The following is a 21,836-nucleotide window of genomic DNA, read 5'->3' on the forward strand; positions in this document are numbered from 1 at the left end:
GCCTCGTTCCGCGGTGCCGGAACGAGGTTGGTTCTGCGATTGGGTAGGTACGCTCGACAAAGCCTTCAAAATAGCCAACTTTGCCGGCAAGCCGGTTTTATGCGCGCGACGAAAACTTGCCGGTTTCGGTATTGACCTTGATCATTTCGCCGCTTTCGATGTATTCCGGTACTTGTATTTCCAGGCCGGTCGACAGTTTTGCGGTTTTGGTGCGGTTGGTGGCGCTGGCGCTTTTCATGGCCGGCGGCGTTTCCACGACTTCGAGGGTAATCGTGGTCGGTAACTGGATGCCGAGTGCGCTATCGTCCATCAGCAACATGATGATGCCTTCCAGGCCGTCGGTTAAATAGTCGGTTTGGCCTTCCAGATCGTCGGCGGACAACGCATACTGCTCGTAGGTTTCGCTGTTCATAAAATAGTAGGTGTCGCCGTCCTGGTAAGAATATTGGACGTTACAGCGCGAACAATCCGCTGCCTTGAGCATGTCGTCGCTTTTATACGTTTCGTCCAGCTTTTGCCGGGTTTTCATGTGGGTGAAACGAATTTTGTACAGCGTGGTAGCACCGCGCGAGGTCGGATTGCGAACTTCGATATTTTTGACGACATAGGGTTCGCCGTTGATTTCTATCGCGGTCCCTTGCTTGAGTTCGTTGGCTTTAGGCACTGCTTAATCCTCGTGAGTAGGTTGATGGGGTTGAACGGGTTGCCAGCTATCGCCGATTAGGCCTTGCAGCGGCTGATATTGATTTTTGTAGCGCATTTTACGGCAGTCCGCGATCCAAAATCCCAGGTATAAAAAATCCAGATTACGGCGTTTTGCTTCTTCGATCTGCCAAAGCACCGCGTAAACCCCGGGGCTGTATGCGTCGAACTGCGGATCGAAAAAGGTATAAACCGCCGATAAGGCATTGGCAAACGCATCCACCACGGCGACCGCCGCCAGTTTGCCGTCGATCAAAAACTCCACGAACCAAGTGTTGCACCAGCTGCTGGTCAAGAAATGCAGATAGTCTTCGCGGGTAATCTCCGGCCGCAGGCCGCCGTCGTGCCGCCTGGCGAGGTAAAGCCGGTAAAGTTCGAAATGGCGCTCGGTAAATTCCGGTGTCTTGATGACAACCTCTGTGCCCAGATTGCGTTTTTGGCAACGCTTTTGCGGGCGGCTGGGCTTAAAGGCGGCAACCGGGATGCGCGTGGGTACGCAGGCGTTGCAGCCTGAGCAATGCGGGCGATAGACCTGCTCGCCGCTGCGGCGAAAACCCTTCGCCAACAATTGCTCGTACAGCTGCGAATTCATCGCGAAACGCGGATGAACCACAATGGATTGCGACAAACGGTCGTCGAAATAGCCGCAGGCGGATTCCGAGGTCAGCCAAAGCGGAAGCGCACTGTTCATGACGACTGCCAAGCGCTATCCGCGGCGGGGTTGCCGCACCAATCCGCGATCAGGTCGGTGAATTGGGTCCGAGGTATTGCCTGCGCGCCCAGGCTAAGCAAATGGCCGCTGCTGACTTGGCAATCGATTAGCCGGTATCCCCAGTCTGTCAGCTGTTGCACGAGCTGAACGAAGGCTACTTTAGACGCATCCCGCTGGCGGTGAAACATCGACTCGCCGAAAAAAACCCGGCCTATGGTTACCCCGTACAATCCGCCCGCCAATACACCGTCGTGCCAAGCTTCGACACTGTGCGCGTAGCCCAAACGATGTAATTCGCTGTACGCGGCCAGCATGTCTTGCGTGATCCAAGTACCTTGTTGTCCCTCTCTTGGCGCGGCGCATTCTTGCATTACCGTCGAGAAAGCCTTGTCGAAAGTGACGTCAAAAGCCTGCCGGCGCAGGGTTTTGCGCAGACTGCGGGATACCTGCAATTTATCGGGGAACAGTACCAGTCTCGGGTTTGGGGACCACCACAATATCGGTTCGCCCGGTCCGTACCAAGGAAAAATGCCGTGCCGGTAAGCATTCAACAAACGTTGCGGCGACAAGCAACCGCCGTAGGCTAATAAGCCCTCCGGATCGCTTAAGGCGAGAGCGAGGGGCGGAAACGCTTGGCCAGGATTACGGGAGTCGAGTTGGACGAGTTGCATGTCAAAGGCTGACGGAGAACAACGGGCTATCTGCGCCGTAGCGGCCTGGCGTGTTTCGCTTGGTTGTCACTGCAAACCGCCGCTCGCAGGGTTTACGGTCTGCCGATATACCTGAGTGCGCTGATAATGTGAGGGACATGATGTCGTTCGTGGCGAAAAACCGAGACTAAACCCGGCGGCCGCTCGTGTTTGCCGGACGCCGGGTTAGCGGATGCGGATGGTATTATCCGGCTAAATCGTCCAGGTATTTTTCGGCGTCCAGCGCGGCCATGCAGCCGGCACCCGCCGAAGTAATGGCCTGTTTATAAACCGAGTCCATTACGTCTCCGGCTGCGAATACGCCCGGTACGCTGGTGGCCGTGGCGTTACCGTTGATGCCGCTTTTAACCACGATGTAGCCGTTTTGCATGTCCAGCTGCCCGGTAAAAATATCGGTATTGGGCGTATGGCCGATGGCGATGAATACGCCGTGAACATCGATTTGTTGCGTTGCATCGCTGTCTACATTTTTGATCCGTACCCCGGTGACGCCCATTTCGTCGCCTAACACTTCGTCCAGGGTATGGTTCCATTCGATGCGCACGTTGCCGGAGTGAGCTTTTTCCAGCAATTTGTCCGCCAGGATTTTTTCCGAACGGAATTTGTCGCGCCTGTGAATAACCACGACTTCGGAAGCGATATTGGCCAAATACAAGGCTTCTTCCACGGCGGTGTTGCCGCCGCCTATGACCGCGACCGGTTTGTTGCGATAAAAGAAACCGTCGCAGGTGGCGCAAGCGGAGACGCCGCGGCCTTTGAAGTTTTCCTCGGACTCCAGACCCAAATATTTGGCGGAGGCGCCGGTTGCAATGATCAGGGCGTCGCAGGTATAAACCCCCGAGTCGCCGGTCAAGCTAAACGGACGTTGGCTCAGGTCTGCGGTGTGGATGTGGTCGAAGATGACCTCGGTATCGAAACGTTGCGCGTGGCGCAGCATTCTGTCCATCAATTCCGGGCCTTGCACCCCGTCTACGTCGCCGGGCCAATTGTCGACTTCCGTGGTGGTGGTCAATTGACCGCCTTGTTGCATGCCGGTAATCATCACCGGCTTCAGGTTTGCGCGGGCGGCGTACACGGCCGCGGTATAGCCGGCCGGGCCGGAGCCTAATATCAATAATTTGCAATGTTTAGCGTCAGCCATGTTAGAGGGCTCTCCAGGATGCGGTTTTGAGATGGGAAAATTATACGGACAAACGGCGGGCGTTAAAACCGCAAAGCCGCTATCGGCCGGGCCGGAATTACGCTGAGTTCAAGCGGAATCTGCTGTTAGTCGTCTATAATACTGTTTTATCGGGATTAAACTTTGAGAGCATTGAAACATGAGTGCTGTGGTGGAAGAGAAAAATACGCGCGGATATAGGGAAATTGCCTTGCTGGCATCTTCTTGCGGCGGGCTTTTTTTACTGATTGCTTTGCTGACCTTCAATTCCGACGATCCGGGTTGGAGTCATAGCACCTCGTACCAAGACATCAACAACGCCTGCGGTTTGTTCGGAGCCTGGTTGGCCGATTTCGTGTTGAGCTTTGTCGGCTTGATGGCGTATTTGATGCCGTTGATGATTTTTTGGATAGGCTACGTGCTGTATGCCTTGGACAGCATTCAAGCTACGCGTTGGCAAATGTTGCTGCGGGCGGGCGGCTTCGTCGCTACCGTGGTTTCGGGTTCGGCAATTTTCTTTTTGCATTTGCATTTTTTACGCAGCAAGGTCGATTTACCGGAAAGCCCCGGCGGAATTTTAGGCAGGGAAATCGGCGATAATTTGGTACATCTACTGGGTAATTCGGGTTCTACCTTGTTGTTGTTGGGCATGTTTATGACCGGGATTACCTTGCTTACCGGCTTGTCGTGGCTGAGTGTTATGAATTGGATAGGCAAATTTGCCTTATCCTCGGCCACCGCCGTCGGTCGGCAAGCGGTGGCGGTCCCGGCCCGAAATCGCGAACCGCAAGCGAAAAAACCGGCGGTGCCCAGAAAACGGCGGGATGCGGAACAGGAGGAGGATGGCGAGAGCAAAGCGCAACGCAACGCTATCCAAATCCTTAAAGCTTCTAGCCGGGAAACAACCGCCGATACCGGGAAAAGCCCCGAAACCGCTAAAAGCGGCAAGAAGAAAACGGTTAAACCGGCGGATTTCCCTGCCGAAGTCTACAGCAATGCCTTACCGCCGCTATCCCTGCTGGAAAAGCGTGAAATCAAAGTCAAGCGCTATTCCGACAGCGAGTTGGAAGATATTTCCCGCCAAGTCGAAGAAGTGCTGCAGGATTACGGTATCAGCGCCGAAGTGGAAGCGGTTCTGCCAGGCCCTGTAATCACGCGTTTCGAATTGCGGTTGGCCGCGGGGGTTAAAGTCAGCCGCATCAGCAGTTTGGCGAAAGATTTGGCGCGGGGCTTGTCGGTTACCAGCGTGCGCATCGTCGAAGTCATTCAAGGCAAGTCGGTGATCGGCTTGGAAATTCCCAATCAAGAACGGGAAATGGTGTCGTTGCGCGATTTGCTGGAATCGGACGATTTCGAACGGGCCAAGTCCAAATTGACCTTGGCGATGGGTAAAGACATTTCCGGCAACCCTATTGTCGCCGATTTAGGCAAGATGCCGCACGCTCTGGTAGCCGGCACCACCGGTTCCGGTAAGTCGGTTGCGATTAACACCATGATTCTGAGCTTGTTGTACAAAGCCAAGCCGGAAGACGTGCGCTTGATCATGATAGATCCCAAAATGCTGGAGCTGTCGGTATACGAGGGCATACCGCATCTGTTGACGCCTGTGGTTACCGACATGAAAGACGCGCAAAATGCCTTGCGTTGGGCGGTAGGCGAAATGGAGCGCCGGTACAAATTGATGTCCAGCGTGGGTGTGCGGAATTTAGCCGGCTACAACCATGCGGTTAAAGAAGCCGAAGCGAAAGGCCAACCGTTGCGCGATCCGCTGTTCAGGCCGGAAACACCGGTGGCACTGGAAGATTATCCGCTATTGAGCAGCTTGCCGAGTATCGTCATCGTCATCGACGAGTTAGCGGACATGATGATGGTGGTCGGCAAAAAAGTGGAAGAGCTTATCGCCCGATTAGCGCAGAAGGCCCGCGCCGCCGGCATCCATTTGGTGTTGGCGACTCAGCGTCCTTCGGTCGACGTGCTGACCGGATTGATCAAAGCCAATGTGCCGACCAGAATTTCGTTCCAGGTGTCCTCGCGCATCGATTCCAGGACCATCATAGACCAAGGCGGGGCCGAGGCCTTGCTGGGGAACGGCGATATGTTGTTTTTACCCTCGGGGACCAGTATTCCGCAACGCGCGCACGGCGCATTCGTCGACGATCACGAGGTTCATCAAGTGGTGGAGTTTTTGAAACAAACCGGGCCGGCCGATTATCTGGAGGAGATCACTCAAGAGCGCAACGATAACGGCGAGGTGGCCGGCGCGGAAAGTGACGGCGGAGAAATGGACAGTCTGTACGACGAAGCGGTGGCTTTCGTGACCCAATCGCGCAAAGCCTCCATTTCCAGCGTACAGCGGCGTTTCAAGATCGGTTATAACCGAGCCGCACGCATCATAGAAGAAATGGAAAACGCCGGCGTGGTCAGTCCGGCCGAGACCAACGGCACCCGGGAAGTTTTGGCGCCGCCGCCACCCCGTTGAGACTTATGCATCTGGCGCTTTTAGGCTTGCTCGCCGTTTTGGCAATATCGGCAACTGCCGGTTGGTTAATGGTTGGAAACAAACAACAAGACAAGCCGGTGCGAGTCATGATGTTCGTCGGCTATTTCTGGTTGCTGACTTTTTTACAGCTTTTGTTGCTTGCCGCAGGATATTTTTTAATGCACCGTATTGGAGGCGTGGGCGTTTGATGGGGATTGTTCCCGATTTGGTGGGTTATCTGGCGGCGATTTTAACGACTGTATCGTTCGTACCCCAAGCCGTATTAACCTTGAAAACGCGCGATACCGAGTCTTTATCGTTCGGCATGTACGGATTATTTACTTTGGGCGTGTTTCTATGGCTGATTTACGGCATATTTTTACGCGATACGGCGATTATTTGCGCGAACGCGGTTACCTTTTTACTGGCGGCCACGATCTTGGCCGTTAAAATCCAAAACCATTTTCGCCGTTGAGGCCTGATTAAAATGAAAACGAGAGAGCGGCGGCACGGCGTAGTGTTGGTCAATACCGGCGCAGGTAAGGGCAAGTCGTCCAGCGCGTTCGGCGTGGCGTTCAGAGCGGCCGGCTGGGGTATGCAGGTCTGCGTGATTCAATTCATTAAAGGCCAATGGCAAACCGGCGAACATAATGCGGCGCAACGCTTCGATAACATCGAATGGCACGCCTTAGGCGACGGCTTTACCTGGGATACCCAAAATCCGGAACAAGACATTAAAACCAGCCGGGAAATCTGGGAATTCAGCAAGCAAAAGATTACTTCCGGGCGTTATGATTTAGTGGTGTTGGACGAAATCAATTATTGCTGCGGATACGGATGGATCAGCGGCCAGGAAATTGCCGATTTCATCCGTGACGAAAAGCCGCATTGGCTGCATTTGATTCTGACCGGCCGGAACGTGGCGGCGGAAGTAGTGGCGGTCGCCGATACCGTAACGGAAATGCAGGCAGTCAAACATGCATTTCAAGCGGGTATCAAAGCCGAACAGGGCATCGAATTTTAGGCTGAAAAATTTTGGCGATTCTGGCAGAATCTGCGTCCTTTTAAACCTTATGGTACGAGCGTAAGCATGCAGCAAGCTAAACAACTAATCGAGAAATATTATCAAGCCTTCAACAATGGCGACATGGATACTTTCTTAAGTTTGTTGACCGATGACGTGGTGCACGACATCAATCAAGGATCGCGCGAACAAGGTAAGGAAGCGTTTGCCAAGTTTATGGACAAAATGAACCATCACTACCGCGAGCAGCTGGTCGATATGGTCGTCATGGCTAACGAGGACGGTAGCCGAGCAGCTGCGGAATTTGTAGTGTTAGGCGAATATTTGAATACCGACGAAGGCTTGCCGGAAGCGAACGGCCAGACATACCGTTTGCCTGCCGGTGCATTTTTCGACATACGCGACGGCAAAGTTGCACGGGTTACCAACTATTACAATCTTGGCGATTGGGTTGCTCAGGTGGAGTCATAACCTAAGCTGTCGTTTCGCTCGGAGTTCCGCGGGGCTAGGATCATTCGTTGCCGATGGCGCGAATCTGGCATAGAATCCGGCCCGCGACTTTTCGGATAGGCCGAACATAACAACTATAAGAGGAGAGCAACAATGAGTGAAACGCAGAAAACAATGAGTGAAACGCAGAAGTTAGTGATTGCCGTTGTCGGAGTATTTGTAGTCGGTTTCTTGTTGGTTGGGGCCAGTAAAGAGCAATCTAACGAACAAAAAGAGGCCGCTTCCCAGATTCGGACATTGGTGGCCATGCAGGAAATGGCCAATCAAAAATGCCCGAAACTGATACAGAATAAAACCGGTTCGCAGGTATTCTTTCCAAGCAAAACCGATACCGATAAAGAAACCTACGTGACTTTGGAATGGACCGGCGAACAGGGCGATAATTTCAAAACCGCAACTTGCACTCTTCATCAGCAGTTAGGCGGCGTGTCTAAATTGGTGATCGACGGCAAAGTGTTGATCGATAAAAAATTCTAATGTATCCCGGCGTTCCATTGATACTTGGAACGCCTATCCTCTCGATCGATAAGATCTGCGTTGCAGATAGCCTGTCTTCGGCGACAAAATTTAGTCACTCTTCCGGACGCTGGATGCCGGATTCGAAAAGATCGCAGTGGCGGTTCGTATCAATTCATTTTTCGATTTCTAAACGGCGCGGGGCGGTTATGTCATTGCCGCCAAGCGAATGTTTGGGGCACGGGTGCCTGAACTTATGGAGCAAGGTATGTCGGATAATTTTCAAAAAGGTGTGCTAAAAGCTTGGAAGGACGATAGAGGCTTTGGCTTCATTCAGCCCGAGGACGGTGACAAAGATATTTTCGTCCATATCTCCGCATTGAAAGGCATGGCCAGAAGACCGGTTAAGGGCGACGTCATACTGTACCAAGTTGGCCCGGATGCCGGGGGTAAGTTCAAGGCGGTCAATGCGCGTATTTTAGGTGTGGACACGTTGCGAACGCCGACTAAGGCGTCGAAAAAATGGCTATGGATAGTCGCTATTATTCTTGGCATGTTGAGCGCTGCTGTCGCCGCTTTGCATTTGTTCTATTAGAACTACTCACTATTATGGTTTTGGACTACCCATGGATTTATTGCAATTCATATTCGATATTTTAATTCATATTGATAGACATCTGGCTAATATCATAAGCGAATACGGAAATTTGACCTACGCGATATTATTCATTGTCATCTTCATCGAAACCGGTTTGGTGGTCATGCCGTTTCTTCCAGGAGATTCTTTGTTATTTGCGGCCGGCGCGTTTGTTTCCATCAGTTCGTTGGAGCTCGGTTGGTTGATAGGTTTGTTGTCGTTGGCTGCCATTGCCGGGGATACACTGAATTATGCCATCGGTCGAAGCTTGGGCAGAAAAGCTTACGATATAGGCTGGATAGACCGTAAACATTTAGACCAGGCCCAGGCTTTCTATGATACCTATGGTGGAAAGACTATCGTGTTGGCTCGCTTTGTGCCGGTAATCCGTACGTTTGCGCCATTCGTCGCAGGTATCGGCCGAATGTCGTACGGTTATTTCATTGTCTACAATATTATCGGCGGCGCTGCTTGGGTATCCATATGTAGTATTGCCGGATATTGGTTCGGTAATATCCCGGTAGTCAAGCAAAATTTTGAATTGGCTATATTGGCTATAGTGTTGGTTTCGATATTACCTATAATATTGGAAATTATAAAATCGCGGCGAGAATCGGCTTCCGAATCGGGGTGAAGCGTGAGCGACTCACAAAAATGGTTGTTGATTGCATTGGCAATAGGTTTATGCGGCTTGATTTACTTATTGATGCCGATTTTAACTCCGTTTGCCGTTTCCGCAGTTTTGGCCTATCTTGGCGATCCGTGGGTGGATCGTTTGGAGGTAATACAGTATCGAGGCTTTCGCTTAAACCGAACAACAGCGGTTTTATTGGTATTCGTCGCAATTTTTGCCGCTGCGACAACGCTGTTTTTGATTATAGTGCCTACCGTCGAATATCAAATTGAAATATTCATTCAAAAATTGCCGTCTTATTTACATTGGTTCAATCAGTCTATTGTTCCTATTTTACAAAAATATTTGGGTAAAGGCATAAGGCCCATCAAAATTGATCAATTATTGAATTTGGTGCGTGGATATTGGCAAGACGGCGAGGCGGTATCCCAGAGTATATTACAATCCGTTTCTCATTCCGGCGTCATTGTGATCGGCTGGGTAATGAATTTGATTCTTATACCCGTCATTACGTTTTATTTGTTACGCGATTGGGATGTATTGGTTGCGGGCGTACACGATTTGTTCCCGCGCCGTTCGGCTTCCGTAGTGGCTTTGTTGGCTAGGGAGGCCGACAACGTATTGGGCGCATTTTTGCGCGGCCAATTTTACGTGATGCTCTCATTGGCAGGTATTTACAGTGCCGGCTTATGGGGGGTGGGTTTGGATTTGGCATTACCTATAGGCTTAACGGCCGGCTTGATCAGTTTCGTGCCGTATATGGGGGCGGTTGTAGGAATTATTAGTGCATCGATTGCCGCGTTACTGCAATTTCAAGATGTGTTTCATTGGTTCTGGGTTCTTGCGGTCTTTGCCATCGGTCAGAGCATGGAAGGCATGCTGCTGACGCCGTGGCTGGTAGGCAATAAAATCGGGCTCCATCCAGTTGCGGTGATATTCGCAGTTTTAGCGGGCGGGCAGGTGTTCGGCTTTTTTGGAATATTGATAGCATTGCCGCTTGCGTCGATCATAATGGTGTTGTTGCGTCATGCTCATAAACACTACACCTACAGCGATTTCTATAGCGGTGGTTCCTCTTATTTGTGAGTTTTTGGCGTTCACGCCTTTTATTCTTGTATTGTGTGTCCGCCTTTGCATGGGCTGGCGATAGTATTCGGGAGCTTGATTACGCCGGCGAAATACAGCAAATTTTGCCCATAGAGCAGGTGGTATGGCTGACAGCGCTTGACCATAAGTTTTTAGGGTTATTTCTTGACGCGGAAAAAACCGATAACGCATATGCGGTTTTGATATTGCACGATATTGGTCAACATCCGGATAGAAAACAGGTCGTTCATTTATTGCGTACCGAGTTACCCCTGCACGGTTTTGCGTCCTTGTCGGTGCAGATGCCGCTACGAGAAATAGGCGCGGGAGCGGAGGAATACTATCCGCTGTTTGACGAGGCCAATGCCCGCATCCAAGCCGGATTGGCTTATCTGCGCGAGCGTGGCGCAAAAAATATCGCTATCGTTGGATACGGTTTGGGAGCGAACATGGCGGCCTATTCTTTAACGGTTTCGGCTAAAGGCGTGTCGGCTTTAATAGCGATTAGTTTAGGCTTGCCCGATGCTGCGCAGCCGCAAACAAACGTGCAGGAATTTCTGCAACGGTTTGCGTTACCGTTTTTGGACATCTATGCGGAATTCGATTTGCCTGCCGTGCTCTACTCGGCCAGACAGCGTCGCGTCTTGGCACGGGAAAACCCCGCGTATTGGCAAATTCGCTTGGATGGCTTGGATCACTCTTATAAGGAAGACACGCAGTTGTTAGTCAAAAGAGTGCTTAGCTGGTTGAAAACTAATATAAATTAATTCTTCAATATATAGCATTGGAATTTAATCATGTCCTTAAATCATGAAATCCTCGACGAACTTCGTCTTTTAACCTTGTTCAATCTCGCCTCTATTCAGGAGGGGATAAAGGTGCATAGTGATGCAGATCCGGACATGATTGCCGCCGCGGAACGGCTTTGGCATAAAAATTTGATTACTCAGAAAGATGGCGGATATTTAACCGATTCGGGTATCGAGGCTGTTGAATGTATTCAAAAAGCTATCGATATCTTAAGTAATTGATAATAAAATCCGCCTTCTCTTCTGCTCGCCCTGTCAATCGTAGAATATATACAGAAAATATGGAATTTACATGAATTCCTACAATGCATGCTTGGCCTACTGGAATGGAATATAACCTATCAGAGCTTGAATCGACTGTGCAAGTCTTGCTATTAGTCGACGACTGGGGTAAGGGTAATATTCAAACAATTGAATTTATTTCTAAATGTGGGTACCAGTGCAAGGTCGTTACAAACGTTAAAAAAATCGATATTTCAATTGCAGAAATTGCTTCGGTAAGTATTTTATTAATTTTAGCCGAGCGAAATCTAGCCGAATTAATTCCGTTCATTCGAAAAAGTCTAAGCTATTACCTACCGGTTGTTGCCATTGTTAACGATCCTGATGATATTAAATTGGCTGCTTATCGTTGCGCCGGCATTGAAAATGTACTTGCATTTCCGTTTCATAAGGAAATGCTGCTGCTGAGTTTGGAGAGTGCGCTAAGGCTGGCTGGAAATCTCCGGCTCAATAATCCTCAGCAGCTGGAGAGAGAAGGGCAAAAACCGCAGTTTTCCCAAGAACAGGAAATCGCTGCAAAAATATTTAGCAATATATTGCAAAGCAACTATTTCAATACTTCATCGGTAAAGTCCATTATTTCTCCGATGTCTTTATTTAACGGGGATGTTTTGATGGTGGAAAAAACCCCGGATAACAATCTTTATCTGTTGCTGGGCGATTTCACCGGACATGGATTTTCCGCATCGATAGGTGCTACCCCTGTGGCCGATATTTTTTACGGAATGTCGCGCAAAGGATTCGACTTGCTGGCTATCGTACAATCGATTAACAGCAAATTATGCAAAATGTTGCCGGCCAATATGTTTTTGGCGGCATCCGCGGTTGCGTTGTATCCGGAATCTAAGGTATTGAGTGTGATTTCCTGTGGTTTGCCGGAACATTATTTAATTAATACTCTTGACGCGAGCTATATTAAAATAAAGTCGAAAAATGTTCCTTTAGGAATTTTAGAAGAACAGCAATTTGTGGTTAAAAATTTTAGCGTGACCAATAACCACAGATTGTATTTGCTGACCGATGGCGTTTTTGAAGCCCGCAATCAATGTGCCGAGCAATTCGGCTCGCAACGCGTTTTAAATGCACTCACTACGAATCCTGATAATGGTTTGGATGCGTTGCAGACTAGTTTGAAGGAATACACGCTGGGATCGCAGCAGTCGGACGATATTTCGTTGGTGCAATTGTGCTGCATTGTTGACCAAGTTCCCTGGATACAGCCGGAATGCGAGATTGCCTCCAAACATATTGAGCCTTTACGGTGGCAAGAAAGCATGATGTTTGATATTAAGACATTACGTAGCGTTAATCCTGTTCCGATTTTTGTTAATTCGTTAATCGATATTCAATGTTTGCAGCAATATAGGCAGGCGATATTTATCATCGTCAGCGAATTGTTTGCCAACGCTTTAGATCACGGCTTATTAAAGTTAAATTCCGGGACTAAAAAGTCTCCGGATGGTTTTTTAGAGTACTATCAATTAAAAGAACGGCGCTTGCATGAAAAGGAAACCGGCTGGATAAAGATGTCCTTTAACCATGTGCCTAGAGAAAACGGGGGACGGTTGACGATAAAAGTTGTCGATAGCGGCGATGGCTTCGATTGGAAAACTCGCTCCCATCCGGCTTTGGATGAGAACATGGGGTTTAGTGGCAGAGGCGTTAAACTGGTCGAAGCGCTATGTAGTGAAGTGACGTTTCACGGCCGCGGTAATCGGGTTACGGCGGTTTTCGATTGGAAAAATAGCCATTAATTCAAGACTGGCAACGCGGGCAATAGTAACTTGCCCGCTGGCCTATCTTGACATGGCGTACCGGTTCCGAGCAAACCGGACACGCCAAACCCTGACGGCCGTATACGGATAAGGATTGTTGAAAATATCCGGGTTTGCCTTGGGCGTTTAAAAAATCTCTGAGTGTCGTTCCGCCCTGTTGAATCGCTTGTCGAAGTACGGATTGAATTGAGTCGATCAGCACTAAGCATTCTTGCTCCGATAGTGTGCCGGCAGCGCGGTTGGGATTTAACCCCGCATGAAACAATGCTTCGTTCGCATAGATGTTACCAACGCCGACGACGAGCTTGGCGTCCATGATCGCGCTTTTCAACGGCACTTGCCGGTTGTTTAGGCGCTTGTATAAATAGGTTACGTTAAAATCTGCAGATAAAGGTTCCGGACCCAGTTCGGCTAGCAAAGGGTGTGTGTCAGGCGCGGTTGTCCAGAGCACGGCGCCAAATCGACGCTGATCGTTAAAACGTAACACGGTGCCGTCGTCGAAAACGAAGTCAATGTGGTCGTGTTTGCCAACCGTGCAATCGGCTTGAGTAATTCGCAGATTACCCGACATGCCTAGATGCAGCAGCATGGTTCCGGCTTCGGTGTTGAAAAGCAAATATTTTCCGCGACGAGTTATTTCATGCAATGTCGCATTGCTCAGTAAATCCGGCAATTCAGCAGGCACCGGCCAGCGGAGTTGATGTTGGCGTATCTCAATGTGTTTGAAGCGTTTCGTGGTGACGTGCGGCAAAATGCCCAGTCTAGTGGTTTCGACTTCCGGTAGTTCAGGCATGCTTATTAAATTTGAGTCAACAAATTGCGGGCTTCGAGTTGTAACTTTTGTCGGGCAAACAAAAAATGCCAGCGACTGCCGCCGCATTGACGCCACAACAAGGCGGAACGAATTCCGGCTAGTAATAACGTGCGAATTTTATTGACCGTGGTTTGGTTGCTTAAGTATTGGTGATCGCCATTGATCATGATGCGGGGGGGCAAGGTGCTGATAGTAGCGTGATACAAGTCTGCCAAATTGGCCAGGACATTTTCGTGCATGATACCGAATTGTTCCGCTTGTGCTTGGGCTTTCAAGACGCCGGAACGGATGTGTTGCAGCATGTCAGGATTTTGCCCCAGTTGTTTTTGTAAATGTAGCAGTTGTGCTGCATAGCGGGCTTGTTCCGGGTTAGCTACCATACGGCTAGTCAGTTGAATCTCTAATTGTTCCAGACCGTGCTTTACTCCGGTGAGCCCGCCGAACACGTCTACTACGCTGTCGGCATCGATTTTGAGGATACTGGATATGCTAGAGATAGTGGCGGCATTATCCGAATTACCTGTGGTGGCGAGTTGTCTAACTAACGAGCAAGCCTGAGCAATTCCGGCTAGGGCAATAGTTTGGTTGGAAAGCGATTTTAACGGCATGAACTATAAACAAGAAAGGTGGAGTTTCGAACGGAGTAAATACTATCGGCTATAGCGGTCAATGTAATAGCGGATAGATTTGATTGGCCCACCATTGTACCGCTTCCAGATAGATCGCCGCGATACGTTGTGGCGGTATGGAGTGAAATCTCGGCTCTACATCGTTCCAGCGTTCATAGGCTAAAGCGTAGTCCAGGGCTGCACCGGCATGACCGGATTTGACCAATATTGCTTGAGTGATCGGTTCCGATATAGGTAGTTGCTCTAAAACTTTCTCCAAGGACATGTCCAATATGCTATCCAAGCCGGAGAGTAAGCCGACTAAAAAAAAGGTTTCAGGCTCCTGATTCAGTTCCAGTGCTAGCAATTCGCACATTTTGGCTCTTATCAAGATATTTTGTAATACCGATGTCGGTTTTGCCGACATGGCAGACAAAGTTAAAATATTAACCCAGCGTTTTATTTCTTTTAATCCTAATATCGTTAATGCTTGTTGTATGGATTTTATTTTATTAGGAAGGGCAAATGATGCTGAATTTATGTAGTGCAGCAGTTTATAAGTTAAGCCTGCATCGATAGTGATAATTTTGCTAATTTCATCGAAACCGACATTGGGTCTGTTAATGGCGTTTAGCAATTGAATGGCTGAAGTTTGGCTTACGCTTAAACGCTTGCCTTCGACAATATGCGGCTTGCTGAAGAAAAAGCCTTGAAATAATTCGCAACCCCAGTTACGTAATAGATTAAACTCTTCATGCGTTTCGATTTTTTCGGCAAGCAATTTCAGTTTATAGGGCTTTAGCTTCTCGATAAGTTCGTGCGACTTGTTTAATCCGTTTGCAAGAACGTCAATTTTAACGATATTGCAAAATTCTAAAATGGGTAGCCATTCTTGAGTCAATTCAAAGTCGTCTAGGGCAATAACATAGCCTTGTTGCGATAGTTCCCTTAAGTTTGAAATTAAGGCGGAATCGATAACAACGTTCTCCAGTACTTCTATTACTATCCGGTTTTTTGGTAGTTTTAATGGAGTTTTATCCAGAATATTTTGTTCTGTAAAATTAATAAAGGCCAAGTGTGGACCGACCAGGTCTTTTAGGCCTATTTCTAATAGCAAATCTGTAATTACCTGGTTGGTAGCCGATGTGGCGCCGTCTTTTTGAGATAAATCGAAGTCATTGCCGCGGAATAGAATTTCGTAAGCGTAGGTATTCAGGTTTTTATCGAGTATTTGCTGGCGGCCGATTAGGAAGTCCGTCATTGGGTTTACTTAACCAAGTGCGTTGAACTATGATGGAGAATGTCTGCCTTATATCATGCACAGCGAAAGATAGTCTATAAGCTGGCCGGTTGAGGCGATTTTTGAACCATTATGATTGGAGGATGGATATGACTGAGTCGATAGCTATAGCAGTGGGAGGCATGAAATGTGGAGGGTGCGAAAACACCTTGACTTCAGCCTTATCTGCCATTGACGGCGTGTTGGCGGTAAAAGCGTCACATCAAGAAAAAAAAGTCGAGGTCGAGTTCGATCCCGCCAAACTGAGTATTGAGTCGTTAGAGGACGCGATCGAAAGGGCGGGTTTCTCGATAGAATAGCCGGAATATGTTGGATGGTCTCTTGACGCGACTAGCAGAGGGTTGTGAATGAATTTAAAAAATGATAATGCCGATACCGAAGTGCGATTGTCGATCTTAGGCATGCGTTGCGCCGGCTGTATCGCTGCTGTGGAAAATGCATTGGCTGGGGTATCGGGGGTTGAGGCTGTCAATGTCAATTTTGCCGACCATTCCGCGACCGTGTCAGGAGCCGCCGACCCGGCGCAAATGAAACGTGCTTTAAAACAGGCGGGGTACGATGCCGCAATCATGGAAGGACTGGAAGATCCTGCCGATGAGGAAGCTCAAGAAGCGCAACGCTACAAATCTTTAATGCAAAAAGCCGCGGTAGCCGGAGCGTTAGGTGTCCCCTTGATGCTGGGCGCTCATCTTGATTGGTTTCCGGAAATCGGTAAAGCCGGAAGTAGCGGCTTTTGGGGGGGGGTATCTTTGCTGACGCTGGTAATCCTTTGGTATAGCGGAGGGCATTTTTTCAGCGGGGCACTGAAGTTAGCTCGCGTTAAGCAGGCGAATATGGACACCTTAATCGCATTGGGTACCGGTTCTGCATGGTTTTACTCCACTATTGTCATAGATTATTCAGATAGCCTGCCGAGTCTGTCCAATCACGCCTATTTCGAAGCGGCAGCCACTATCCTGGCTTTCATTAATCTGGGCAGTGCTCTGGAGACTAGGGCTAGAGGTAAGACATCTGCGGCAATTAGAGCGTTGATAGGTTTGCAGCCAAGGACTGCTCGCGTGTTGAGGGAGGGTGCGGAAATCGATATTCCTATCGACCAAGTAGGCTTGGGGGAGACATTACGGGTTAGGCCTGGAGAAAAAGTCGCCGTTGACGGGGTAGTGACGGAGGGGCATTCAACCATCGACGAGTCGATGTTGACCGGCGAATCACTACCGGTGGAGAAAACCGTGGGTAGCAATGTTTCCGCAGGGACAATTAATCAAAGCGGCAGCTTTTTGTTTACTGCCCTCCACATAGGGCGAGACACGGCGTTAGCGCAAATCATCCAGAGCGTACGCCAGGCTCAAAATAGTAAACCGGCATTGGCAAAGCTGGCAGACAAGATTTCGTCGATTTTTGTGCCTGTGGTCGTTTGCATTTCCGTCGTAACTTTTATCACATGGCTGTTAGTCGGGCCTGAGCCGTCGCTGGGATATGCTTTTGTCACATCGATGACGGTACTGGTAATTGCTTGCCCTTGCGCGTTAGGTCTGGCGACGCCGATTTCGGTGATGGTTGCAGTAGGACGTGCCGCCCAGCTAGGCATTTTGATTCGGAAAGGCGAAGCCTTACAAACTGCCGGAAAGTTGACTTGCGTTGTATTGGATAAGACCGGAACGGTGACTGTAGGGAAACCGGTATTGCAGGAAACCGTGGCAATTAACGGTTTTACTCAGACTCAAGTGTTGCAATACGCTGCCAGCCTGGAATCCGGCTCCGAGCACCCGCTGGCAGCAGCGATTTTAACAGCGGCTCAGGTTGCAGGTATTCAACCGGATAAAGTGCGAAAGTTTCATGCAGAGATTGGCCAAGGCATATCCGGCCGGATTGCTAATCAGGATTGTTTATTTGGGAACGCGGTTTTAATGGAACGGCACGGTCTCGACTATTCTCCGCTCGAGCAAGAACTTCAGCGTCTGGCCGAGTTAGGACAAACGCCGATGCTTTTGTCGGTTGACAATATCCTGGCCGGAATTATTTCGGTAGCCGATCCTATCAAACCCGATTCGGCCGAGGCGATAGCGAAGTTGCAGAGCAGTGGCATACGCATACTGATGGTGACGGGTGACAATCAGGTCACCGCACATGCCATTGCGGCTCAAGCAGGTATAAAAGAAATCCGTGCTCAGGTGTTACCAAAGGATAAAGCATCGGTAGTCCGGGAATTGCAACTTGCCGGAGAAATTGTCGGCATGGTGGGTGACGGCATTAACGATGCTCCGGCATTGGTACAAGCGGATGTCGGCTTTGCAATCGGTACCGGCACGGACGTTGCCATCGAAAGCGCTGACGTTGTGTTATTACGCGGTTCACTACTTCGAATACCGGAAGCGATGGCGTTGTCAAGGTTGGCCGTTAAAAATATAAAACAAAATTTACTAGGTGCCTTTTTTTATAACACAGTCGGGATTCCGATTGCTGCAGGGTTGTTATATCCTGTTTTCGGCATACTGCTGAATCCAATGCTAGCCGGTGCTGCCATGGCAATGTCATCAGTTACCGTGGTCAGCAATGCCAATCGTTTAAGATGGGCTCAACTGGTGGAATAGCAAAACGTTTTGAAAGATAGTCAGTTGACGGATTCTTGATTAAAATACTAGGTAAATAGCTTTTATTTGGCCACTAGAGAATTGACATGACTAATCCGATAGTTTTTACCGACAGTGCAGCCAGCAAAGTTGCTGGTTTGATTCAAGAAGAAGGCAACGACAATCTCAAATTGAGAGTTTACATTACGGGTGGGGGATGTTCCGGATTTCAATACGGTTTTACCTTTGATGAAGAGGTAAACGAAGACGATACGCTTGTTGTCAATGGCGGAGTAACCGTATTAATCGATTCAATGAGCATACAGTACTTGAACGGTGCTGAAATTGATTACAAAGAGGATCTGTCCGGAGCGCAATTTGTGATTCGAAACCCGAATGCGACCACGACTTGCGGCTGTGGCTCCTCTTTTTCGGCGTAATCGATTTTACGAAAATCATCGTAGGAGCGACGCCCTTGTCACGAATAGCCTTTCGAATCGCGACGGAGCGTTGCTCTCACATCAATGCTTTTGATTGGCTAGGGCGCTTGCCGAGCTTTCATGCACGTTAGCCCGGCTGTGCTTTAATCAACCGGAGAGATCTTGTTTGCCATAGCTTTCTATGATTCCGGCAATAGAACTTAGCGGTACTTCTCTCTGAACGGCGCCTAATCTTACAGCTTCTTTGGGCATGCCGTACACAACGCAACTGTGCTCATCCTGACCTACAGTTTGCGCACCGATGTTATACATTTCTTTCAAGCCGCGAGCACCGTCATCTCCCATGCCTGTCATGATGATGCCGAGTGCGTTTTTTCCGGCCCATTTTGCGACTGAACGAAACAGCACATCTACCGATGGTCGATGACGGTTTACCAAAGGACCGTTTTGCACATCAACAATATATTGCGCACCATTGCGTTTTACCGACATATGCTGTCCGCCTGGAGCGATCAATGCGCGCCCTGGAATTATCCTGTCTCCGCTTGCGGCCTCTTTTACCTCAATTTCGCATAGTGAATTTAAACGAGCGGAGAAAGCAGCCGTGAATTTTTCAGGCATGTGTTGAACAATGACGATGCCGGGACAGATACGCGACAAATGTGTGAGTACAACTTCCAGTGCCTGGGTTCCGCCTGTGGAGGTTCCGATAGCCACGATTCGATCGGTAGTGGAGGACATTGCTTGTACAGCCTGATAATCATTTGGTTTCGAAACGGGCTGGCTGCGGGCGGAACTCATGGTGAGTGATTTCATTCGCCGCATATCCGTTAATGATGCTGCTTTGATTGCGTGTATGATGTCGTTGGCTTCGTCCTCTAAAAAGCTTTTTAACCCTGCTTTGGGTTTAGTGACTATTCCTACGGCACCTGCTGCGAGCGCTTGTAACGTCGTTTCCGCGCCTTTTTCAGTGAGCGTCGAACAAATAACCACAGGAGTGGGCCGAACCGACATGATTTTTTTAAGAAAAGTGATTCCGTCCATACGCGGCATTTCTACGTCGAGAACTACAACGTCAGGCCAGTCTTGGTTCATTTTTGCCATGGCGAATATCGGATCCGATACCGCTCCAACGACTTCAATCGCTTCTGTTTTTTCCAACATTTGCGTGAGTACTTGGCGCACAACGGCAGAGTCATCTACTATCAAGGTTCGTATTTTCTGTACCGACATATCAAATCCTAGTGCATAGCAACATGTTGGAGCCAAACGTATCCACTCCAAACATCGAAAATTACGTTTCGATGGCCGGTACCGCCCAGGTGAGCGACTTTAATAGTGAATCCATGCTGCCTTAGCAAGCTTTGTCCGGCGGTAATATTTTTGTCAGGCACACTGAGTGTGGGATGTCTTTGGTGGGATGGGAATTGGTCGCCACCTCCGAATATTTTTACCTCGTAATCGTGCGGCCAGGTACTTGACTTGTCTAGTTCTTGCAGGAACAGCATGATGGCATCGCTTGCATAGCGTCCATCTAAATCGCTGGAATCTTTGACTAAAGACCGCAGCGGTAGCAGATAATGACACATGCCGCCAATTTGTAAGCGGGGATGCCACATGGTGATGGCTACACATGAGCCTAATAATGTTCGAATTCTCGTTTCCCGGTCTCCGAAATAAAATTCTCCAGGTTGCAAGAAGATATCGATGTAAGATTCCGGCTTTCGGAATTGAGTATTCATGCAGGCTTTTGATAAATCGACGGCGCAATTTGCTGTAAATTAGTTTTCATGCCGCTCAGAGATTCGGAGTGGCTGACAATAAAATATCCTCCGGGAATCAAATGATTTTGAATACGGTCGACTAGGTTTTGTTTGGTTGGTACGTCAAAATAGATCATGACGTTTCTTAAAAAAATGACGTCAAACAAACCAAGGTCAGGAAGCTTATCTATCAAATTTGCATATAAAAACTTGACATGTTTACACAGGCTTTCTTCAATCAAAAAAAAGCCATCGAATTCGGCGCTTCCTTTAAGGCAGTATTTTTTTAAAAAGGGTAGTGGGATTTTTTCTGCGGCACATATTGGATAAAGTGCCCGCCGAGCTTTTTCGATAATTCTTGTTGAAATATCTGTTCCTATGATTTCCCAGTTTGAATAAGGGCAATGCTCGGAAACTAGCATGGCCAATGTATAAGCTTCTTCTCCGCTTGAACTCGCTGCACTCCATAGCCGAAGCGGTTGGCCGGAACTGCGTGTGGGGAAAAAAACAGACTTTAAGAATTCGAAATGTTTTGGTTCTCTAAAAAAATAGGTTTCATTGGTAGTTAATAGATCTATCATCATAAAACTTTCGTTTTCAAACCCCGGCTTTCCAAGCGAGCGGAAATAATCAGAGTAATTATCAAATCCATAATATCGAATACGCTTGTCGAGTCTACCGGAGACTAATGCTTGTTTGCTATCGTTGAGTACAATCCCAGCATGTTTATATAAATAGTCTTTTACCCAAAGAAATTCATCTTGTCTTAGGTTTACGCTATTAAAATTTTGATGGCTATGAGAATTAGACGTCACCATGCATCGTATCGTCAATTATCGTTTTACTAAGATTTGCCATCTCATCAATTGAGAGAACTCGATTAACATTTAACAATATGACGAAACGCCCGTCACGTTTCGCCATTCCGCTTATAAAATCGGGTCTAATTCCGGTGCCGAAGCTAGGCGGTGGTTCGATTTCTTGTTGAGGTATTTCGACTACTTCATTGACGGCATCGACGATGATACCGATATCTTGTTGTGCGTTATCATCCGCAGCGTTAGTTGTTTCAACAATGACTATACCTGTTCGTTTTACTATGTTGGTATTGCCCTTTCCAAAACGTGCTTTTAAGTCAATAACGGGTACCACGCTACCCCTTAAATTAATGACTCCTCGAATGAAGCTAGGCATCATGGGTACTTCTGTAATATTACCGTAGTCGATAATTTCTTTAATATTTAAAATACCTAAAGCGTATATTTCTCCGCCAAGAACAAAGGTTAAATATTGGCCGACAGCGGTAGCACGCGGTTCGGAATGCATGGGTAATTGATTACCTGTCGTTGTGGTGATTGCAGACATT

26 protein-coding genes are annotated in these 21,836 nt (G+C 48.5%); 15 read left to right on the top strand and 11 right to left on the bottom strand.

What is annotated here, in order from left to right; genetic code table 11:
* Window positions 1-97 precede the first annotated feature (97 nt).
* The 4 genes from yeiP to trxB all read right to left on the bottom strand — a co-directional run bounded on the left by yeiP (window position 98) and on the right by trxB (window position 3,265).
* Window positions 98-664, bottom strand: a complete 567-nt coding sequence (gene yeiP / locus AB0A83_RS09090; RefSeq protein ID WP_150047989.1) for an elongation factor P-like protein YeiP — start codon at window positions 662-664, stop codon at window positions 98-100.
* Window positions 665-667: 3 nt separating this feature from the next.
* Window positions 668-1,393, bottom strand: coding sequence for an arginyltransferase (locus AB0A83_RS09095; RefSeq protein WP_150047990.1), 726 nt, complete (start codon window positions 1,391-1,393; stop codon window positions 668-670).
* The gene (aat, locus tag AB0A83_RS09100) at window positions 1,390-2,085 is read right to left on the bottom strand and encodes a leucyl/phenylalanyl-tRNA--protein transferase (protein ID WP_367156059.1); all 696 of its coding nucleotides are present in this window, start codon (window positions 2,083-2,085) and stop codon (window positions 1,390-1,392) included. Before aat ends, AB0A83_RS09095 begins: the two co-directional genes overlap by 4 nt.
* Before the next feature lie 223 nt (window positions 2,086-2,308).
* Window positions 2,309-3,265: a thioredoxin-disulfide reductase gene (gene trxB / locus AB0A83_RS09105; protein ID WP_150047992.1), complete on the bottom strand. Its 957-nt coding sequence runs from the start codon at window positions 3,263-3,265 to the stop codon at window positions 2,309-2,311.
* Between the two features lie 178 nt (window positions 3,266-3,443).
* Here trxB and AB0A83_RS09110 point away from each other — a divergent pair, with 178 nt between their 5' ends.
* The 12 genes from AB0A83_RS09110 to AB0A83_RS09165 all read left to right on the top strand — a co-directional run bounded on the left by AB0A83_RS09110 (window position 3,444) and on the right by AB0A83_RS09165 (window position 12,954).
* Complete coding sequence (locus tag AB0A83_RS09110) at window positions 3,444-5,762, top strand: DNA translocase FtsK (protein WP_367156060.1); 2,319 nt, start codon at window positions 3,444-3,446, stop codon at window positions 5,760-5,762.
* Window positions 5,763-5,767: 5 nt separating this feature from the next.
* Entirely contained in the window at window positions 5,768-5,971 is a 204-nt protein-coding gene (locus tag AB0A83_RS09115; RefSeq protein ID WP_367156061.1) for a hypothetical protein, read from the top strand.
* A complete protein-coding gene (locus AB0A83_RS09120) occupies window positions 5,971-6,237 on the top strand; it encodes a SemiSWEET transporter (protein WP_150047995.1) in 267 nt (88 codons plus the stop codon). Before AB0A83_RS09115 ends, AB0A83_RS09120 begins: the two co-directional genes overlap by 1 nt.
* Before the next feature lie 12 nt (window positions 6,238-6,249).
* On the top strand, window positions 6,250-6,786 hold the full coding sequence (gene cobO / locus AB0A83_RS09125; RefSeq protein ID WP_150047996.1) for a cob(I)yrinic acid a,c-diamide adenosyltransferase: 537 nt from the start codon (window positions 6,250-6,252) through the stop codon (window positions 6,784-6,786).
* A 66-nt stretch (window positions 6,787-6,852) separates the two neighbouring features.
* A complete protein-coding gene (locus tag AB0A83_RS09130) occupies window positions 6,853-7,257 on the top strand; it encodes a ketosteroid isomerase-related protein (protein ID WP_150047997.1) in 405 nt (134 codons plus the stop codon).
* 153 nt (window positions 7,258-7,410) lie between these two features.
* On the top strand, window positions 7,411-7,773 hold the full coding sequence (locus tag AB0A83_RS09135; RefSeq protein ID WP_150051896.1) for a hypothetical protein: 363 nt from the start codon (window positions 7,411-7,413) through the stop codon (window positions 7,771-7,773).
* A gap of 247 nt (window positions 7,774-8,020) precedes the next feature.
* Window positions 8,021-8,347: a cold shock domain-containing protein gene (locus AB0A83_RS09140; RefSeq protein WP_150047998.1), complete on the top strand. Its 327-nt coding sequence runs from the start codon at window positions 8,021-8,023 to the stop codon at window positions 8,345-8,347.
* A 31-nt stretch (window positions 8,348-8,378) separates the two neighbouring features.
* On the top strand, window positions 8,379-9,023 hold the full coding sequence (locus tag AB0A83_RS09145) for a DedA family protein (RefSeq protein WP_150047999.1): 645 nt from the start codon (window positions 8,379-8,381) through the stop codon (window positions 9,021-9,023).
* Window positions 9,024-9,026: 3 nt separating this feature from the next.
* Window positions 9,027-10,109 carry an AI-2E family transporter gene (locus AB0A83_RS09150; protein ID WP_150048000.1) on the top strand — a complete coding sequence of 361 codons (1,083 nt, stop codon included), beginning with the start codon at window positions 9,027-9,029 and terminating at the stop codon, window positions 10,107-10,109.
* Window positions 10,110-10,144: 35 nt separating this feature from the next.
* Entirely contained in the window at window positions 10,145-10,876 is a 732-nt protein-coding gene (locus AB0A83_RS09155) for a DUF3530 family protein (RefSeq protein WP_232056831.1), read from the top strand.
* A gap of 30 nt (window positions 10,877-10,906) precedes the next feature.
* Window positions 10,907-11,140, top strand: coding sequence for a TIGR02647 family protein (locus tag AB0A83_RS09160; RefSeq protein ID WP_150048002.1), 234 nt, complete (start codon window positions 10,907-10,909; stop codon window positions 11,138-11,140).
* A gap of 83 nt (window positions 11,141-11,223) precedes the next feature.
* Window positions 11,224-12,954, top strand: a complete 1,731-nt coding sequence (locus tag AB0A83_RS09165) for an ATP-binding SpoIIE family protein phosphatase (RefSeq protein WP_150048003.1) — start codon at window positions 11,224-11,226, stop codon at window positions 12,952-12,954.
* A gap of 1 nt (window position 12,955) precedes the next feature.
* Here the strand turns inward: AB0A83_RS09165 and mutM are convergent, their stop codons facing one another.
* From mutM to AB0A83_RS09180, 3 genes are read right to left on the bottom strand one after another with little or no spacing between them, the layout of a single operon-like run.
* On the bottom strand, window positions 12,956-13,768 hold the full coding sequence (gene mutM, locus AB0A83_RS09170; protein WP_367156063.1) for a bifunctional DNA-formamidopyrimidine glycosylase/DNA-(apurinic or apyrimidinic site) lyase: 813 nt from the start codon (window positions 13,766-13,768) through the stop codon (window positions 12,956-12,958).
* 5 nt (window positions 13,769-13,773) lie between these two features.
* Window positions 13,774-14,397, bottom strand: a complete 624-nt coding sequence (gene hflD, locus AB0A83_RS09175) for a high frequency lysogenization protein HflD (protein ID WP_150048005.1) — start codon at window positions 14,395-14,397, stop codon at window positions 13,774-13,776.
* 58 nt (window positions 14,398-14,455) lie between these two features.
* The gene (locus tag AB0A83_RS09180; protein ID WP_150048006.1) at window positions 14,456-15,658 is read right to left on the bottom strand and encodes an EAL and HDOD domain-containing protein; all 1,203 of its coding nucleotides are present in this window, start codon (window positions 15,656-15,658) and stop codon (window positions 14,456-14,458) included.
* 128 nt (window positions 15,659-15,786) lie between these two features.
* On the opposite strand from AB0A83_RS09180, the gene AB0A83_RS09185 reads away from it, so the two are divergent.
* The 3 genes from AB0A83_RS09185 to erpA all read left to right on the top strand — a co-directional run bounded on the left by AB0A83_RS09185 (window position 15,787) and on the right by erpA (window position 18,707).
* Window positions 15,787-15,996 carry a heavy-metal-associated domain-containing protein gene (locus AB0A83_RS09185; protein WP_150048007.1) on the top strand — a complete coding sequence of 70 codons (210 nt, stop codon included), beginning with the start codon at window positions 15,787-15,789 and terminating at the stop codon, window positions 15,994-15,996.
* A gap of 48 nt (window positions 15,997-16,044) precedes the next feature.
* Window positions 16,045-18,288 (top strand): heavy metal translocating P-type ATPase, encoded by a 2,244-nt coding sequence (locus AB0A83_RS09190; RefSeq protein ID WP_150048008.1) that lies wholly within the window; start codon window positions 16,045-16,047, stop codon window positions 18,286-18,288.
* A gap of 86 nt (window positions 18,289-18,374) precedes the next feature.
* Window positions 18,375-18,707 carry an iron-sulfur cluster insertion protein ErpA gene (erpA, locus tag AB0A83_RS09195; RefSeq protein ID WP_150048009.1) on the top strand — a complete coding sequence of 111 codons (333 nt, stop codon included), beginning with the start codon at window positions 18,375-18,377 and terminating at the stop codon, window positions 18,705-18,707.
* Window positions 18,708-18,854: 147 nt separating this feature from the next.
* On the opposite strand, the gene AB0A83_RS09200 is transcribed toward erpA, so the two are convergent.
* From AB0A83_RS09200 to AB0A83_RS09215, 4 genes are read right to left on the bottom strand one after another with little or no spacing between them, the layout of a single operon-like run.
* A complete protein-coding gene (locus AB0A83_RS09200; RefSeq protein WP_150048010.1) occupies window positions 18,855-19,940 on the bottom strand; it encodes a chemotaxis response regulator protein-glutamate methylesterase in 1,086 nt (361 codons plus the stop codon).
* 8 nt (window positions 19,941-19,948) lie between these two features.
* Window positions 19,949-20,449 (bottom strand): chemotaxis protein CheD, encoded by a 501-nt coding sequence (locus AB0A83_RS09205; protein ID WP_150048011.1) that lies wholly within the window; start codon window positions 20,447-20,449, stop codon window positions 19,949-19,951.
* Window positions 20,446-21,288, bottom strand: a complete 843-nt coding sequence (locus AB0A83_RS09210; RefSeq protein WP_150048012.1) for a protein-glutamate O-methyltransferase CheR — start codon at window positions 21,286-21,288, stop codon at window positions 20,446-20,448. The genes AB0A83_RS09205 and AB0A83_RS09210 overlap by 4 nt, the downstream gene beginning before the upstream one ends.
* A complete protein-coding gene (locus AB0A83_RS09215) occupies window positions 21,275-21,835 on the bottom strand; it encodes a chemotaxis protein CheW (RefSeq protein WP_150048013.1) in 561 nt (186 codons plus the stop codon). Before AB0A83_RS09215 ends, AB0A83_RS09210 begins: the two co-directional genes overlap by 14 nt.
* Between the last annotated feature and the right edge of the window lies 1 nt (window position 21,836).

Source organism: Methylomonas sp. HYX-M1, assembly GCF_040741385.1.
Lineage (GTDB): Bacteria > Pseudomonadota > Gammaproteobacteria > Methylococcales > Methylomonadaceae > Methylomonas > Methylomonas rhizoryzae.

Bases quoted from the DNA above. Each gene is read 5' to 3' on its own strand.
- AB0A83_RS09215 (WP_150048013.1), bottom strand. From the start codon at position 21,835: ATGTCTGCAATCACCACAACGACAGGTAATCAATTACCCATGCATTCC.
- erpA (WP_150048009.1), top strand. From the start codon at position 18,375: ATGACTAATCCGATAGTTTTTACCGACAGTGCAGCCAGCAAAGTTGCT.
- AB0A83_RS09140 (WP_150047998.1), top strand. From the start codon at position 8,021: ATGTCGGATAATTTTCAAAAAGGTGTGCTAAAAGCTTGGAAGGACGAT.
- AB0A83_RS09185 (WP_150048007.1), top strand. From the start codon at position 15,787: ATGACTGAGTCGATAGCTATAGCAGTGGGAGGCATGAAATGTGGAGGG.
- AB0A83_RS09160 (WP_150048002.1), top strand. From the start codon at position 10,907: ATGTCCTTAAATCATGAAATCCTCGACGAACTTCGTCTTTTAACCTTG.
- cobO (WP_150047996.1), top strand. From the start codon at position 6,250: ATGAAAACGAGAGAGCGGCGGCACGGCGTAGTGTTGGTCAATACCGGC.
- AB0A83_RS09130 (WP_150047997.1), top strand. From the start codon at position 6,853: ATGCAGCAAGCTAAACAACTAATCGAGAAATATTATCAAGCCTTCAAC.
- AB0A83_RS09095 (WP_150047990.1), bottom strand. From the start codon at position 1,393: ATGAACAGTGCGCTTCCGCTTTGGCTGACCTCGGAATCCGCCTGCGGC.
- AB0A83_RS09190 (WP_150048008.1), top strand. From the start codon at position 16,045: ATGAATTTAAAAAATGATAATGCCGATACCGAAGTGCGATTGTCGATC.
- mutM (WP_367156063.1), bottom strand. From the start codon at position 13,768: ATGCCTGAACTACCGGAAGTCGAAACCACTAGACTGGGCATTTTGCCG.
- hflD (WP_150048005.1), bottom strand. From the start codon at position 14,397: ATGCCGTTAAAATCGCTTTCCAACCAAACTATTGCCCTAGCCGGAATT.
- aat (WP_367156059.1), bottom strand. From the start codon at position 2,085: ATGCAACTCGTCCAACTCGACTCCCGTAATCCTGGCCAAGCGTTTCCG.
- trxB (WP_150047992.1), bottom strand. From the start codon at position 3,265: ATGGCTGACGCTAAACATTGCAAATTATTGATATTAGGCTCCGGCCCG.
- AB0A83_RS09210 (WP_150048012.1), bottom strand. From the start codon at position 21,288: ATGGTGACGTCTAATTCTCATAGCCATCAAAATTTTAATAGCGTAAAC.
- AB0A83_RS09205 (WP_150048011.1), bottom strand. From the start codon at position 20,449: ATGAATACTCAATTCCGAAAGCCGGAATCTTACATCGATATCTTCTTG.
- AB0A83_RS09135 (WP_150051896.1), top strand. From the start codon at position 7,411: ATGAGTGAAACGCAGAAGTTAGTGATTGCCGTTGTCGGAGTATTTGTA.
- AB0A83_RS09165 (WP_150048003.1), top strand. From the start codon at position 11,224: ATGCATGCTTGGCCTACTGGAATGGAATATAACCTATCAGAGCTTGAA.
- AB0A83_RS09200 (WP_150048010.1), bottom strand. From the start codon at position 19,940: ATGTCGGTACAGAAAATACGAACCTTGATAGTAGATGACTCTGCCGTT.
- AB0A83_RS09145 (WP_150047999.1), top strand. From the start codon at position 8,379: ATGGATTTATTGCAATTCATATTCGATATTTTAATTCATATTGATAGA.
- AB0A83_RS09115 (WP_367156061.1), top strand. From the start codon at position 5,768: ATGCATCTGGCGCTTTTAGGCTTGCTCGCCGTTTTGGCAATATCGGCA.
- AB0A83_RS09180 (WP_150048006.1), bottom strand. From the start codon at position 15,658: ATGACGGACTTCCTAATCGGCCGCCAGCAAATACTCGATAAAAACCTG.
- AB0A83_RS09120 (WP_150047995.1), top strand. From the start codon at position 5,971: ATGGGGATTGTTCCCGATTTGGTGGGTTATCTGGCGGCGATTTTAACG.
- AB0A83_RS09110 (WP_367156060.1), top strand. From the start codon at position 3,444: ATGAGTGCTGTGGTGGAAGAGAAAAATACGCGCGGATATAGGGAAATT.